Source organism: Allobosea vaviloviae (assembly GCF_001298265.1).
GTDB lineage: Bacteria > Pseudomonadota > Alphaproteobacteria > Rhizobiales > Beijerinckiaceae > Allobosea > Allobosea vaviloviae_B.
On the sequence record NZ_LGSZ01000054.1, the window covers coordinates 39,205 to 53,402 of the forward strand.

Consider the following 14,198-nt stretch of genomic DNA (forward strand, 5'->3'; position numbering starts at 1 on the left):
TTTGGGTTCTATTCTAGTGCAGGATAGGCTTGCCGCCAGCGATTTATTACGCCAGATTGGCGTGGCGACTCGCTTTAGCGCGTCGATGGTCTTTGTTGCAGTGAGAGGACGCCCAGGTGCCGACGCTGACGTTGCGAGTTTCGGACGAGCTGGCGCTTCAGTTTGCGGCTCTGGCGGCGACCGAAGGCGGCAAGTCGGTGCTGATCCGCCGGTTGATGGAGAACGCTGTCGGCGCGCCGTCATCGAAGCGGGGACCGGTCGCTGTCGGCGCGCCGCAGAAGGTGACGGTGCGCTTCCGGGAGAGCGAAATGCATCAGCTCAGGGAGATGGCGTCGGCACGGGGGATGACGCGGACGCAATGGATCACGTCGCTGGTGCGGTCACGCCTGGGTGCGCCGGCGCAGCAGTCGGATGGCGAGCGTGAGGAGCTGCGGACCATCGCGCGCGAGTTGAACCGGATCGGCGGCAACATCAACCAGATCGCGCGGGCTGCCAACGCTGGCGACAGTACGAAACTAGGCGGCTCGAGGTACGGACTAGATGAGGCCCGCTTGGCGCTTGAAGCGCTTCAGGGTGAATTGAAGGGCGTGCTGGATCGGACCAGCACCTACTGGGAGGGCCAGTAATGAGCGGGAAGCGTGCTCAAGAGCTGCTCGATGACCTACCGCCGATCTCCTATGTGTGGCGGACACCGGTGCGGCGGCCTCGGGTTTCTGAGGCCGACATTCCCGATCCGGTCGCGCCGCAGCGCGTCACGCCGGCGATGCGGGCGCGGCTCGAACGGATCGTCGGGCGTGCGCCGGAGGTCATGGTCAAGATCACCGGGCGCACCAAGGATGCCGGGCACCTCAAGTCTCATCTGGAATACATCATGCGCAATGGCGAGCTGACGGCAGAGACCGAGCAGGGCTCGCTTATGCAGGGCAGGGAAGGTCTGAAGGATATGCAGTCGCGTTGGACCGAAGACACAGTGCTCGACGATAAGAGGCGTCGCGACGGCTCAGTCTCGGTCAACATCATCCTTTCGATGCCGCCAGGGACCAATCCGATCGCGGTGAAGGATGCTGTGCGGGCTTTCGCGATCGAGACGTTCGGAGCCAACCACGATTACGTCTTCGTTCAGCATCTCGATGACAAGCACCCGCATGTGCATCTGACGGTTCGATCGCAGGGCTATAACGGGAAGCGCCTGAACCCCCGGAAGGCTGATCTGGCGACGTGGCGCGAGCGGTTCGCCGGCGAGCTTCGGTTGCGCGGCGTCGCGGCCGAGGCGACGCCGCGTCGGACGCGGGGAAAGGTGCGCAAGTACGACAAGGGGACAGTGGTGGCGCTGCGGCGTCGCGGCGTCGTTCCCGAGACGGACAAGGGGGCGCGGGCCGACGTCGTGCGGACTGCGGCTGCCGGCGTATCAGGTTCGCGACCATGGGAAGCGAAGGCTCGCGAGCGCCAGGCGAAGATCCGGGCTCAGTACCTAGTTCAAGCCAAGGAGCTGGAGCGGACTGGGAAGGGGAGCGATCGGGCTCTTGCGGCGAAGGTGCGGGAGTTCGTTGCCAACATGCCCGATCCGGAAACGCGGCGGGAACAATTGAAGCGGGAACTTGGCATCGCGGCGCAGCGTGCTCAACACAAACGAGAGATGTCAAACAATGCCGGCAATCACACTACCGAAAAAAGCGATGATAGGTAGTTTGGGCCAATGCTTTTGCAGCAATCATGTCGCTTCTCACTAACGCGGGTTAGTCGGATGAGCCGATCACGAGCACTCTGAAACCAGCCAAACAGTCATTCGGCGGCTGCGACGCCCAGAAGGCGCGCAGCCGCCGAATTGGTCTGTCGGGCGTTGATCGATCGGCACAGGTCCTGGTTGAATGCGTAGAGCACGATTGCGCTCCGATCGGTCGAAGGCGGATCCCGTCGCCTACATCCCAAACTTGTAGGACAGGCCCGCCATCACGCGGTCGTCGGTAGATTTGCCTCGACCGAGGCCGGCCGGAACCAATCCTTTCGTCTTGCCGTAGTCCGCGTGGGTATATTCGAGCCTGGCGACCAGATTGTCGGTCAAGGCCCGTTCGACGCCGGCGCCGGCGATCCACCCTGTCTGCGTCTTGCTCTTGCTTATCAGACCGGGCGCGGTGATCTGCTGGTCGCGAAATGCGAAGCCGCCGGTGCCGTAAACCAACCAACGATCGATGGCATAGCCAGCGCGGCCGCGAACCGACCCATCATACCGCTCGCGAACCTTGGCTGCGCCAGCCAAGGCGTTCGATTTCGAGCCGGATGACAAAAGCGCGGCGTCGGCCTCGAGCCCGTAAACGATCGGCCCGAGCTGAATGTTGTATCCCGCATAGCCGCCGATCGCCCCGCGCGATCGAGTGCTCTTGCGGCCGGCAAGCCCGGTTGCCGCAGCGCCTTGCGTGCGATCATAACCGCCGCCCAGTCCAATGTAGGCCCCGGTCCAGTTGTAAGGCAGGGAACTATAGGCAGCAGGGGCAACGGGAGCACCCTTCCGGCTTGGCAGATCAGCGGCATGAACCGTTGCAAACGAGGCCACCGAAGCGGCGATGGCGAGGGGGAACGCCTTGATCGACATGGGTCTATAGCTCCACAAGAATTGGTCGGACCGACCGAGTGAAGCGATAGGCTTGGCGAGACCGTCGGCGGATGGCCGATTGATTGATAATTCCCAATGTCGGCTTCTTCGTTTCGCGCTTTGTGCGCCTTGAAATCCGCACAATTCTCTAGCGGAGCCATCGACGATAAGCGCTCGCGGCGAACGAACGCCATGACCCCGTCCAGGAGACCGACATGAATTCCGATCTGCAGCGGCTCGCCGAGCGGCTATTGAACCAAGGCTCCGGTTCCCTGCCCGAGCGCGATCAGAAGGTTCTCAACCGAATCGCCAAGCGCGCGCATATCAGCCGCGACCTGGAGCAAGAGTTCTCCGCGACACTGACCTTCGGCGAGCGCCTTTCGGATCGCGTCGCCGAGATCGGCGGTTCGTGGAGTTTCATTATCGGGTTCGGAGCGTTCCTTGTAGCCTGGGCGATCCTCAACAGCGTCATCCTGGCAACGAGCGCGTTCGATCCTTATCCGTACATCTTCCTGAACCTGTTACTCTCGATGATTGCGGCGATCCAGGCACCGATCATCATGATGTCGCAGAACCGCCAGGCCGAGAAAGACCGGCTGGCGGTTTCGCATGACTACGAGGTCAACCTCAAGGCCGAGATCGAGATCATGGCGCTGCACGAGAAGCTCGATGCATTGCGGATGGATCGCATCGATGCCGTGATTACAGGGCAGCACGAGCAGCAGCGGTTATTGACGCTCTTGCTCGATCAGCGGCCCGACTGAACGACTCGGTGCTTGGCGTCCTTGGGCGCAGATTGCGAAACGGTATAGCCCTGTCCAAGTGACGCCACCCTGGCTGCTGTCAAAGTCTTCTCACGGTCGGCCTTGAAGCCGAGCCGATTCAGTAACCCAGGAGAAGACTATGAGTTCGCGCAAGATCATTCCGGCCCTCATGGCCGCCACCATCGCCTTCGGCTCGTTCGGCGCAGCGGGCTTGGCCTTCGCCAAAGAGAGCAAGGGCCAGGAAACCAATGAGGCGCAGGTGATGCAGAACGCCAAGATCACCATGCAGCAGGCGATCGCCACCGCCGAGCAGGCCGTCGGCGGCAAGGCGACCGGCTCGGGCATCGACGACGAGAACGGTGTCGTCACCTTCGAGGTCGAGGTCGTCAAGGACGGCATGGGCCACAAGGTGCTGATCGACACCCAGACCGGCAAGATCACCAAGCAGGTCATGGCCAGCGCCGACAACGACGACGATGGCGACAACGACTGAATTCGGCTGATCGCAGTATACCGCGATCACCGGATGAGGGGCGGCGAAGAGGGCGGCCGGTGCATTGCACCGGCCGTTTTCGCGTCAAGCCCTATTCCGACGATTTCGTATACGGCACGACATCTCCCTGCGATGCGCGACACGCCAGCTTGGAATCGTCGATCGCGATGCGATCGACAGTCCTTCAGCGGCAGCCGCCCCCCGGCAAGCGACCGCTCTTCCGATTCCGATCTGAAATTCGCAAGGAGCGAGACGATGCCCCCCATTCAAGATGACCGTTCGCATGAACTGCTGAACAAGGTGCCCGAGATCACCGCGTATTTCTGGATCATCAAGATTTTGGCGACGACCGTGGGCGAGACTGCGGCCGACCTTCTCGCAACCAAACTGGGACTGGGTCTCACCATCACGTCCTATGTGATGGCGGGTCTGTTCCTCGCCGCCCTGGCGTTTCAGTTGAAGGCGAGGCGCTACATTCCATCGCTCTACTGGCTCGTCGTCGTGCTGATCAGCGTCGTCGGGACGCTCGTCTCCGACAATCTCGTCGATGGCTTGGGCATCGCCCTTCCGGTCACGTCGGTCGCCTTCGGCCTCATCCTCGCCGGCGTGTTCGTCGCTTGGCAGCGCAGCGAGCGGACCCTCTCGGTGCATTCCATTCGGACGACCAGGCGGGAGCTGTTCTACTGGGCCGCCATCCTCTTCACCTTCGCGATGGGCACCTCGGTCGGGGACCTTATGGCTGAAGCAATGGGCTTGGGATACGGCACGGCCGCGTTGGTCTTTGCGGCATTGATCGGCTGCGTCGCACTGCTGCACTACCGCTTCAAGATGAACGGCATCCTGTCGTTCTGGCTCGCCTACATTCTGACCCGTCCTCTCGGCGCATCGACGGGTGATCTGCTGGCCAAGCCGGTCAGCGCAGGTGGCCTTGGACTGGGCACCGTCGGCACGAGTCTGCTCTTCCTGGCCGTGATTGTCGGCGTCGTGGCCTATCTCAGCTACAGCAACACGGACCGCATCGAGACTGCCGCCTCGGAGGCGTGATCTGCGGGCCTGGTCCGTCTGGGCCGTAAAATAATGCGTTCGGCCGGCGGGAATCCCGCCGGCCGTTTTCGTGTCCCGGCCTGCTTTCCGACAAATTCGTATAGGTCGCGCCACCTCGCCCCACAGCGCCATGAGCGACATTGGCCTCAGTCACCCGATGGGAGCTCGCCATGTCGAGACATCAAGGAGCCGAACGCAATCATTGTTCGGCGCGACTATCGCCGGCGTTGCGCGCGGGCGCCATGACGCCGCGCCTCACGCTCGGCGGCGCCGTCGCTCTGGCGGAGCAGGCGGTGGGCGGCCGTGCGATCCGGGTTCGCGGTGTCACCCACCGGGGCGCCGCCACGCTCGTGATCGATATCCGATCGCGGCACGGCACGAGCGCGCTCCATGTCGATCTGGCTACCCAAACCATCACGGTCGAGCGGCCGGTGCCCGTGATGCATCCAGTCGGCCGGGAGTAATCGCGATGGAGAACACGATGTCGATCACCATCAAGCATCTCAAATTGACGCTCGGTTCGACCGAGATCCTGCATGACGTCTCGATCTCCGTGAAGGCCGGCGAGATCTACGGCCTTCTGGGTCCAAATGGCGCCGGGAAAACGACGTCCATCGCTGCGGCTTTGGGTCTGATGCCTGCCACAAGCGGGCTCATCCGCATTCTCGGACATGATCCGGCCAAGGAGGGTGTCGAGCTCCGGCGACGCGTCGGCGTCCTGCCCGATCCCAACGGCTTCTACGACTGGATGACGGCATCGAACTATCTGTCGTTCTACGCAGGCCTCTATGGCGCGCGCCTTTCCCTGTCCGAGGTCCAGAAGCGCCTGGCGCAGGTGGGACTTGAGCCCAAGCTCGGCCAGCCGATCAGGCATTTCTCGCGCGGGATGCGGCAGCGGCTTGGGCTGGCCCGCGCGCTGATCGCTGATCCGGAGGTCCTCGTTCTCGACGAGCCGACCAACGGCCTCGATCCCCGTGGCCGTCGCGAAATCCACGATATCCTCATCGGGCTGGCGCGCGACCGCGGCGTCAGCATCCTGCTCTGCACGCATCTCCTCGACGACGTCGAACGTTTGTGTTCCCGCGTCGGCATCATCGTCGCGGGCCGCACCGTCGCCGAGGGCGCGATCGCGGAGTTGGTCAGGACGCGGCGCGGTCATCGCCATTTCCGCCTGCGTCTCGACGGCGTCTCGCCCAAGGCCGGCAACCGCGAGGGCCACGTCATGGTGCTCGCGCAGGAGGGCGATTGGACGATCGTCGCCGTCGACCCGTCCGTTCCTCCCGAGGCGGCCTGGAGCGAGATTCTCGCCGCCGGATGGCGCGTGACCGAGATCGCGCGCGAAGGCGGCGGCCTCGAGGATCTCTATCTCGATCTGACCGACAGGAGGGCGGCATGACCGTTCACGCGACCATCAAGGCGGCGAGCGAAAGCCCGCCCTTTCGCTCGCCCGGGAATTTGAACGCCATCGGTCTGATCGCTCGCAAGGAGGCTGGCGAGATCATAGTCAGCCCTCGCGGACGGGGCTGGCTCCTCGCCATGGTCGGCGCTCTGTCGGGCTTCTCGCTGCTGCTCGTCGGCAGCACCGAACTCAGCCTGCTCGACAATGCCCAGGTCGTCTACGACATGGCCGGCATCGTCATTGCGCTGGGCGCGTTGTTGGCGCTCGTCGTCGGTTCGGACGCCTTTGCGGGCGAACATGAGCGCGGAAGCCTGACGCCCCTGCTGCTGGCGCCGGTGTCCCGGCGCGGCATCCTCGCCGGCAAGATCGGCGGGCAGATGGTGGCTTGGGCCGTGATGTTCCTTCTTTCGCTGCCTTACCTTTGGGCTGTCGGCAGCACGGGACAGAATTTGGCGGGCTCGATCCTGGGCCTGGCGCTGTTTGGCACCCCCGTCGTGCTCACATTCGGCCTGTTCGCCATGGGGCTTGGCGCACGGCTCGGCAATGTGCGGACCACCATGATGACCATGCTCGTCGTTCTGCTGCTCGCCGCCAGCCCCCTGCTGATCGGGCCGAGCCTGCGCCAGTCGACGCTCGGCCGCTGGTTCGACGCCGTCAACCCGTTCTCGCATGCGGTCAACGCGCTCGACGCCATGATCATCGACTCGCTCGGCGTCGCGGCGCAGTCGATCCACCTCGCTGCAATTGTCGCCTGGCTGATCTTCGCGCTCGCCTATGCCGTTCGCCAGACCAACCGTCTCGTTCGCTGAAGGAGGTTCCAATGCGTAAAAATGAAAAGGCGTCCATCGCCATGGCCGCAGGGCTTTTGCTGGCCGCGACAAGCGCACCGCCCGCCTCGGCTGACGCTGGTCCTATCAGCATCGGTATTTCGCCGGCGACAACCAACGCCGCATCGCCCCAGATGGGCGACCGGCTCGCATTCAATACGGTCATCCGCAACACAGGCGACAAGCCCATAGATGGTCTGATCGCCTGGGTCAGCCTCGTCCAGATCGACCAAGGCAAGGAGCAGCCGATCGATCTGGAGGACTGGTCGGCGCACAAGGCGATCAGCCGAGCGTCGCTGAAGCCTGGCGAGACGATCAGCACGCAATGGCCGATGCGCCTCATCCAGGCGGGTCACTACCGCGTCGTCATCAGCGCGGTCAGTCGCGAGGGATCGTCGCTGACGCCGAGCCCGTTCGCCGATTTTGTCGTTCGCTCCAAGCCGGTTGTGGAATCGTCTCGTGTTCTGCCGGTGGCGCTCGGCCTGCCCTTGCTGATCGGCATGAGCTTCATCGGCTGGCGCAGACGGGGCCGGGATACCGGATAATTTTCGCTGCTGGCATTTTTTCTTCTACGCGTCGTGCAGGCGAAACAGATTTCAATGTCACAGAATCCGGTGACCGTGCAGAATCGAGACAATCTGATGGACCATCAAGCTATGAACCACGCTGCTTTGAGCAGGCGTTCCATGGTGACGAAGATCATGCATGCCTTGCTGCTGATCACGGTCGTACACCAGCTCGCCGTCAGCCTGCTTATGGAAGGACCGCGTCCCGGTCGGTCCGCCGACATATTTTTCACGCTGCACGAATATGGCGGCTACGCCGCCTTTGTCGTTCTCTGTGTATTCTGGATATGGTCGATAGTGCGGCGCGGAGAAACGAAGTTGGGTGCGTTGTTCCCGTGGTTCTCCGGCGACCGGATCAAGGCTGTCGTAGCCGATCTTCGACTCCACGCCACCGAACTTCGGCGTCGGCGCTTGCCCGCAGCGGATGATCGACCGCTTGCCAGCGCGATCCACGGACTGGGATTATTGACTGTCACGCTGATGGCCTTGACGGGCGTTCTGCCGGCAGTTGGTTTGGTTTCGCCGGGATCCGGTCAATTGCTGATCTCGACGCACAAACTGTTCGCGAACCTGATGTGGGCCTACCTCATAGCCCATGCCGGATTGGCGGTTGTGCATGAAGTGATCGGCGAGCGGGTTCTTCCAAAAATGTTCAGCAAGAATGGCTGAGCATGGTTTGACCAGCTCGCCAAACGGATCATCGCTATCATGAAGATTCTCGTCATCGAAGACGACAAGACGACGGCGGCCTATATCCAGAAGGGCATGGCCGAGCTCGGGCATGTGATCGACATCGCCGAGACCGGCCGCAACGGCTTGTTCCTGGCCGCCGGTGAGCCCTATGACGTCATGATCATCGACCGGATGCTGCCCGGACTCGATGGCCTTGGGATCGTCAAGACGATCCGGGCGGCGGGCGTGCGAACGCCGGTCCTGTTCCTCACGGCGCTTTCAGGCATAGATGACCGTGTCGATGGCTTTCAGGCCGGCGGTGACGACTACCTCGTCAAGCCCTTCGCGTTCGCCGAGCTGGTCGCCCGTATCAATGCGCTGGCGCGCCGCCCTCCGATCAACGACGTGCAGACGGTTTTGAGAGTTGCCGATCTTGAAATGGATCTGTTGAAGCGGCGGGTTTCTCGCGCAGGCAAGGACATCGATCTGCAGCCCCGCGAGTTCCGGCTGCTCGAATTTCTGATGCAGAACGCAGGTCGTCTCGTGACCAGAACCATGCTGCTCGAGCACGTCTGGGAGTATCATTTCGACCCGCGAACCAACATTGTCGAGACGCATGTCAGCCGGCTGCGATCGAAGGTCGATCGTGATTTCGACAAGGAGCTGATCGAAACCGTCCGTGGCTCGGGATACATGATCCGTGACCCTGCCTAGACTTTTGCGAACGACGAGTTTTCGTTTCGCCGTTCTCTATGCGCTCGTTTTCACGATATCGGTCGCCGCACTCGGCGCGATCGTCTACGTGACTGTTCGGACAGCTCTCGAAGAGCAGATGGCGCTGCGGATCGAGGGAGAGATCGAGACCCTTGCACAGGAATACCGTACGCAGGGTCTGGAGCATCTGGTCGCTGCGGTTTCGGCTCGCTTGGGCGCTCGTGAGCGCGACGCGCTCGAATACATGCTGGTCTTGCAGGACAGGACTCTCGTCACGAGGCGGAAGCTGCCTCTGCCGACCACTGACGGCTGGTCGATCGTCACGCCGGCTACTGAGGGTCGAACCAGCGACGAGGAGGCCTCACCCTTATATCTTCGGACCGTTACCCTGGAGGGTGGTGTCCGTCTCGCCGTCGCCAACGATCTGGACTGGATCGACGACGTTCAGGAAGCGATCCTCTCGACCTTCGCCTGGGCGCTCGGCGCGACGCTTGTCCTGGCCCTGGCAAGCGGGATCTGGCTCAGCGCGCGCTTCCTGCGCGGTCTTGATGGAATGACCAGGACGGCCGCGGCCATCGTCGCCGGCGATTTGCAGAGCCGCGTGCTGATCTCCAGCCGCAATGATGATTTCGACCAACTCGGCCGCGCCTTCAACAGCATGCTCGACCGGCTCGCCGTGCTCATGGACAGCCTGAAGCAGGTCTCGAACGACATCGCCCACGACCTGCGCACGCCGATGTCCCGCCTGAAGCAGAACCTCGACGAGACAGCGCGCGGCGCGGCGACGATCGACGACATGCGCTCCGGCATTCTGAACGCCACACTGCAGGTGGACGAAATCCTGTCCACCTTCTCCGCGCTGCTTCGGATCGCCCAGATCGAGGCCGGCACGAGGAGGGCGGCTTTTTCTCCCGTTGACCTGTCCGAATTGACCACATTGCTTGCAGGCGACTACGGGGCCGTCGCCGATGATCGCAGTCAAACGATCGCGACGGAAATCGAGCCCTTGGTCTGGGTCGAGGGCGACCGTGACCTGCTCACGCAATTGATCGTCAATCTCGTCGAGAACGCCATTCGCCATACGCCGGATGGCTCTCGAATCGTGGTTGGGCTGGCCAAACGCCAGGACGACGTCACGCTGACAGTCGCCGACAACGGCCCGGGGGTGCCCGACGCGGAGCGCGAGCGGATCTTCCGGCGGTTCTATCGCCTTGAGCAGAGCCGCACCACCACCGGCAGCGGCCTTGGATTGAGCCTCGTCGCCGCCATTGCCGAACTCCACGGCGCCAGCGTGACCGCGCACGACAATGGACCAGGGCTCCGGATCGAAATCGCATTCCCGCTGAAAGCCGAAGCATGAGCACGTTTGTCGATAGTTACGTCCAGCCTCTGCTCGCATTCGCTGGCCAGAACGTATGGCTTGTCGCCTTCATCGTGTTCGTCGCGGCGTTGTCGGAAGCGATCGTGTTGATCGGCGCGATCATTCCCGGGACAGCCATCATCCTGGCCGCGGCGGCGATCATTGGTGCTAGCCACCTTTCTGTCTGGCCGGTTCTGATCGCGGCCATTGCCGGGGCGATCGTTGGTGACGGCATCTCCTTTTGGATGGGGCACCACTACAAGCACCAGATCGTGCGGATTTGGCCTTTCAGCCGCTATCCGGGACTTCTGGCAAAGGGGGATGCCTATTTTGATAGTCACGGCGGCAAGAGCGTCTTCATCGCGCGATTCCTGCCGGGTGTCCGGGCCGTCCTACCGATCTCGGCAGGGATGGCTGGAATGACCGTGGGCCGCTTCTACGCCGCTAATGTCTCGTCGGCATTCGTCTGGGCTCCCGTTCACGTCCTCCCGGCGACGGCGCTTGGAGCGTCGATGGCGATCCTTGGCGATGCCAGCAGCCGTCTGCTGCTTGTTCTGGTCGTCGTCGGCCTTGCCGTCGCGGGCGCGATCCTGTTGGCCTGGCTGGCCTGGTCGAGAGTTTTGCCTTTGCTCGGCGCTTGGCAGGAACGCCTGCTCGCTTGGGCCAGAGGCCGAAACGGCTGGTTCGCACACACCGTTCGACGCTTGCTGGACCCCGATATTCCTGACGACCGGACCGTGGCGTTGCTGGTTGCTGGATTTGCAGTCGCGCTGCTCGGCTTCGTCAATCTTGTCGAGGACGTCGTGGCTCGCGGCGAACTCGCCCGTGCCGATCTGGCCATCAGCAATCTCATCCAGAGCCTGCGCATCGATGCCGGCGACCGGATTATGATCGTCGTGACGAGCTTCGGGGACGGGGTCGTGATCGCGGCGCTGGCGGTGGTCGCGTTGACCTGGCTGGCTTGGCGACGCAGTTGGCGCCTGGCTGGCGGCCTGGCGATCCTGCTGATCGCGACCGCCGCCTTTGTGCCGCTCCTCAAGTCAACGATCCAGATCGCTCGGCCGTTGGCGATGTATAGCGGCGCCGAAGCCTATAGCTTCCCCAGCGGGCATGCGACCTTCGCTGCGACATTCTTCGGCTTTGTGGGCTGGCTGACACTGAGAGGCCTGCCGGGGCGATGGCGCTGGTTACCCATCGTCCTGGCTGCAGGCACTGTGGGCTTGATCGCAACATCGCGCATCTATCTGGCGGCACACTGGCCCTCCGACGTACTCGCCGGCACGATCTTCGGACTCGGCACGACACTGATCATCGCTCTTGTCTTCCGAAAGGACGACCTGACGCAGGCGCGTCCCGCATGGCTCGGCCTGGCTTTGTGCGGCGCTTTCCTGATGGTCGGTTCGCTGCACGTTTATCGAACGCTTCCGGCAGCCGAACAACGGTATGTGCGCTCATTGCCGCAAGCCGCGGCGACCAAGGCGGAATGGGAAACATCGGCCTGGGCGACCCTACCGCAGCATCGCATCGACCTTGAGGGGGACACCAAGGAGCCGATCGTTCTGCAATGGGCCGGGTCGCCTGCCGCGCTGCAAAGTGCGTTGCAGAAAGAGGGTTGGTCAGTCCCCAAACCGTGGTCGATCAATGTCGTGCCGACGTTTCTGTCGCCTCGACCGGCGCTCGGCGAAATGCCGGTGCTGCCACGCCTCAGCAGTGGCCAATCGCCAGTCCTCACCCTGATGCAGATGTCCGCGGATGGAGCGACCCGTCGCGTGCTCAGCGCCTGGCTGACGCCGCTGACAATCTCCGACTTGAAAGCGTCGCCAGTACTGGCGGCCTCCATCGTGACCGAGACCCTGTCGCAGCCGCTGAACCTGCTGGCGCTGCCACGTTCTGTGTCGGCGCCACCCATCGGTGCGAACTTCTTTGACCGTCTCGGACAGACAATCGCGGTGCGAGAGCGAGCTGGAACCGAACCCGTCGTTCTTGCCGTTGCCGATTGAGGCGTTTGCCGAATCGATGCTGGCCCGACGGGTCAGCCCGACCCGCTCGGTTGGAGAGACCGCGAGCTGCGTTGGGAATTTGTCATGAACTGGACAAGCCCGCCTCATCCCGGCGGGACTAGACCATTTCTCATGGCCGCGCTGGCGACCAGTCAACGCCACGGAGATCCATCATGGCAGTCTCGAAGAACACCTCAACCTTGTCATCCCGTAAACGCTGGATGGCGTCCGTCGCCGCACTGGCCATGTTGGCCGGCAGCTCCTATGGCGTCATGACTTTCGCGGGTGCGCATGACGCGCGCGCAGCCCAGGTCGTCACCAGCGACCTCGCAGCTCAGACTATGCCGTCGTTCTCGACGGTCGTGCAGCGGGTGAAACCCGCTGTCGTCTCGGTGAAGGTCAAGCTCGATGCGGGCATCACCAAAACCGCCGATCTGTCGGAACAACTCGACAACCTTCCGCCGCAGATCCAGGAATTCTTCAAGCGCTTCGGCCAACAGGACCAGTCGCCGGCGTCTCCTCGCGCGCGGCAGGCGCCGGCTATGGCGCAGAGTTCGGGCTTCTTCATCTCGGCGGACGGCTATGTCGTGACCAACAATCATGTCGTCGAGAATGCCAAGGAGGTGACGATCACCCGCAGCGATGGAACCGAGCTCGCGGCCAAGGTCGTGGGCACGGATCCAAAGACCGATCTTGCGCTGCTGAAGGTCGCCACCAAGGGCGACTATCCTTTTGTCGCGCTCGCTCGCGAGGCCCCGATGGTCGGCGACTGGGTTGTAGCAATCGGCAATCCGTTCGGCCTCGGTGGCACGGTCACCGCGGGGATCGTCTCGGCGCATGGCCGCGACATCGGCTCGGGACCCTATGACGACTATCTCCAGATCGACGCGCCGATCAACAAGGGCAACTCCGGCGGGCCGACCTTCAATCTCAAGGGCGAGGTCGTCGGCGTGAATACGGCGATCTTCTCGCCGTCGGGGGGCAGCGTCGGTCTCGCCTTCGCCATCCCCGCTTCCACCGTCACCTCGGTCGTGGACCAGCTCGAGCATGGCGGCAGGGTCAATCGCGCCTATCTCGGCGTGCGCGTGCAGCCGGTGACTCAGGATCTGGCTGACGGTCTCGGATTGCCGACAGCAGCCGGCGCGCTCATCGACACCGCCGAGCCCGGCACGCCAGCCGCGGCCGCAGGGCTCAAATCGGGCGACGTCATTACAAAGATGAATGGCGTCACGATCAAGGACGCTCGGGAACTGACCCGCAAAGTCGGCGCCATGAAGTCGAACGACAAGGCCGAGTTCACCTACTTGCGGGACGGCAAGGAACTGACTGCGAATGTGGCCCTCGCAGTCCAGAACGACGAGCGACAGGCGAAGGCCGATTCCTCGTCCCCCGACGCCAAGTCGATCCTCGGCGTGAAGCTCGCGCCTGCGAAGGCCGTGCCGGGGGCCGGCGACGTCGGTGTCGTCGTCGTAGGCGTCGATCCCGATGGGCAGGGCGCCGCCAAGGGGTTGGCGGAAGGCAGCATCATCCTCGAGGTCGCGGGAAAGCCGGTCGATAGGCCCGAACAGGTCAAGTCGGGGCTGGAGCAGGCTCGCAAGGACGGAAAGAAGGCCGCACTGCTGAAAATTAAGACAGCCGATGGATCACGGTTCATGGCGGTGACATTCGCCGCTGGATGATGAACGGCCGCGCTTGGAGCGTCGTTCTGCGGACAGCCCCCCAAATGCCATCGCAGGATAGCGCGCCGGGGAGAATGGCGGAGGGAGGAA

General features: G+C 63.1%; 15 protein-coding genes. 14 read left to right on the forward strand and 1 reads right to left on the reverse strand.

Annotated features, from left to right (window positions below; all coding sequences use genetic code 11):
• The first annotated feature begins 116 nt into the window (after positions 1-116).
• Both AE618_RS21130 and AE618_RS21135 read left to right on the forward strand, forming a co-directional pair.
• Positions 117-626: a plasmid mobilization protein gene (locus tag AE618_RS21130; protein WP_054211065.1), complete on the forward strand. Its 510-nt coding sequence runs from the start codon at positions 117-119 to the stop codon at positions 624-626.
• Complete coding sequence (locus AE618_RS21135; RefSeq protein WP_054211066.1) at positions 626-1,687, forward strand: relaxase/mobilization nuclease domain-containing protein; 1,062 nt, start codon at positions 626-628, stop codon at positions 1,685-1,687. Before AE618_RS21130 ends, AE618_RS21135 begins: the two co-directional genes overlap by 1 nt.
• A gap of 231 nt (positions 1,688-1,918) precedes the next feature.
• Here the strand turns inward: AE618_RS21135 and AE618_RS21140 are convergent, their stop codons facing one another.
• A complete protein-coding gene (locus AE618_RS21140; protein WP_054211067.1) occupies positions 1,919-2,590 on the reverse strand; it encodes an outer membrane protein in 672 nt (223 codons plus the stop codon).
• A 215-nt stretch (positions 2,591-2,805) separates the two neighbouring features.
• Between AE618_RS21140 and AE618_RS21145 the strand changes: the two genes are divergently transcribed.
• From AE618_RS21145 to AE618_RS21200, 12 genes are all read left to right on the forward strand, one after another.
• Positions 2,806-3,354 (forward strand): DUF1003 domain-containing protein, encoded by a 549-nt coding sequence (locus tag AE618_RS21145; RefSeq protein WP_054211068.1) that lies wholly within the window; start codon positions 2,806-2,808, stop codon positions 3,352-3,354.
• 139 nt (positions 3,355-3,493) lie between these two features.
• Positions 3,494-3,847 (forward strand): PepSY domain-containing protein, encoded by a 354-nt coding sequence (locus AE618_RS21150; protein ID WP_054211069.1) that lies wholly within the window; start codon positions 3,494-3,496, stop codon positions 3,845-3,847.
• Between the two features lie 255 nt (positions 3,848-4,102).
• Positions 4,103-4,891, forward strand: coding sequence for a COG4705 family protein (locus AE618_RS21155; RefSeq protein ID WP_054211070.1), 789 nt, complete (start codon positions 4,103-4,105; stop codon positions 4,889-4,891).
• A gap of 170 nt (positions 4,892-5,061) precedes the next feature.
• On the forward strand, positions 5,062-5,355 hold the full coding sequence (locus AE618_RS21160) for a hypothetical protein (RefSeq protein ID WP_156330398.1): 294 nt from the start codon (positions 5,062-5,064) through the stop codon (positions 5,353-5,355).
• Positions 5,356-5,372: 17 nt separating this feature from the next.
• Positions 5,373-6,287, forward strand: a complete 915-nt coding sequence (locus AE618_RS21165; RefSeq protein ID WP_054211128.1) for an ABC transporter ATP-binding protein — start codon at positions 5,373-5,375, stop codon at positions 6,285-6,287.
• On the forward strand, positions 6,284-7,099 hold the full coding sequence (locus tag AE618_RS21170) for an ABC transporter permease (RefSeq protein WP_197280850.1): 816 nt from the start codon (positions 6,284-6,286) through the stop codon (positions 7,097-7,099). Before AE618_RS21165 ends, AE618_RS21170 begins: the two co-directional genes overlap by 4 nt.
• Positions 7,100-7,140: 41 nt before the next feature.
• Positions 7,141-7,662: a hypothetical protein gene (locus AE618_RS21175; protein ID WP_054211072.1), complete on the forward strand. Its 522-nt coding sequence runs from the start codon at positions 7,141-7,143 to the stop codon at positions 7,660-7,662.
• A gap of 141 nt (positions 7,663-7,803) precedes the next feature.
• The gene (locus AE618_RS21180) at positions 7,804-8,352 is read left to right on the forward strand and encodes a cytochrome b/b6 domain-containing protein (RefSeq protein WP_197280851.1); all 549 of its coding nucleotides are present in this window, start codon (positions 7,804-7,806) and stop codon (positions 8,350-8,352) included.
• A gap of 39 nt (positions 8,353-8,391) precedes the next feature.
• Entirely contained in the window at positions 8,392-9,069 is a 678-nt protein-coding gene (locus tag AE618_RS21185) for a winged helix-turn-helix domain-containing protein (RefSeq protein ID WP_054211074.1), read from the forward strand.
• Entirely contained in the window at positions 9,056-10,429 is a 1,374-nt protein-coding gene (locus tag AE618_RS21190) for a HAMP domain-containing sensor histidine kinase (RefSeq protein ID WP_156330399.1), read from the forward strand. The genes AE618_RS21185 and AE618_RS21190 overlap by 14 nt, the downstream gene beginning before the upstream one ends.
• The gene (locus AE618_RS21195; protein ID WP_054211076.1) at positions 10,426-12,429 is read left to right on the forward strand and encodes a bifunctional DedA family/phosphatase PAP2 family protein; all 2,004 of its coding nucleotides are present in this window, start codon (positions 10,426-10,428) and stop codon (positions 12,427-12,429) included. The genes AE618_RS21190 and AE618_RS21195 overlap by 4 nt, the downstream gene beginning before the upstream one ends.
• Positions 12,430-12,602: 173 nt before the next feature.
• On the forward strand, positions 12,603-14,108 hold the full coding sequence (locus AE618_RS21200; protein ID WP_054211077.1) for a Do family serine endopeptidase: 1,506 nt from the start codon (positions 12,603-12,605) through the stop codon (positions 14,106-14,108).
• Positions 14,109-14,198 lie beyond the last annotated feature (90 nt).

Excerpts from the sequence above, each read along its gene's own strand:
- AE618_RS21170 (WP_197280850.1), top strand. The coding sequence starts at position 6,284 with ATGACCGTTCACGCGACCATCAAGGCGGCGAGCGAAAGCCCGCCCTTT.
- AE618_RS21175 (WP_054211072.1), top strand. The coding sequence starts at position 7,141 with ATGGCCGCAGGGCTTTTGCTGGCCGCGACAAGCGCACCGCCCGCCTCG.
- AE618_RS21155 (WP_054211070.1), top strand. The coding sequence starts at position 4,103 with ATGCCCCCCATTCAAGATGACCGTTCGCATGAACTGCTGAACAAGGTG.
- AE618_RS21145 (WP_054211068.1), top strand. The coding sequence starts at position 2,806 with ATGAATTCCGATCTGCAGCGGCTCGCCGAGCGGCTATTGAACCAAGGC.
- AE618_RS21150 (WP_054211069.1), top strand. The coding sequence starts at position 3,494 with ATGAGTTCGCGCAAGATCATTCCGGCCCTCATGGCCGCCACCATCGCC.
- AE618_RS21200 (WP_054211077.1), top strand. The coding sequence starts at position 12,603 with ATGGCAGTCTCGAAGAACACCTCAACCTTGTCATCCCGTAAACGCTGG.
- AE618_RS21135 (WP_054211066.1), top strand. The coding sequence starts at position 626 with ATGAGCGGGAAGCGTGCTCAAGAGCTGCTCGATGACCTACCGCCGATC.
- AE618_RS21185 (WP_054211074.1), top strand. The coding sequence starts at position 8,392 with ATGAAGATTCTCGTCATCGAAGACGACAAGACGACGGCGGCCTATATC.
- AE618_RS21195 (WP_054211076.1), top strand. The coding sequence starts at position 10,426 with ATGAGCACGTTTGTCGATAGTTACGTCCAGCCTCTGCTCGCATTCGCT.
- AE618_RS21165 (WP_054211128.1), top strand. The coding sequence starts at position 5,373 with ATGTCGATCACCATCAAGCATCTCAAATTGACGCTCGGTTCGACCGAG.
- AE618_RS21140 (WP_054211067.1), bottom strand. The coding sequence starts at position 2,590 with ATGTCGATCAAGGCGTTCCCCCTCGCCATCGCCGCTTCGGTGGCCTCG.
- AE618_RS21160 (WP_156330398.1), top strand. The coding sequence starts at position 5,062 with ATGTCGAGACATCAAGGAGCCGAACGCAATCATTGTTCGGCGCGACTA.
- AE618_RS21180 (WP_197280851.1), top strand. The coding sequence starts at position 7,804 with ATGGTGACGAAGATCATGCATGCCTTGCTGCTGATCACGGTCGTACAC.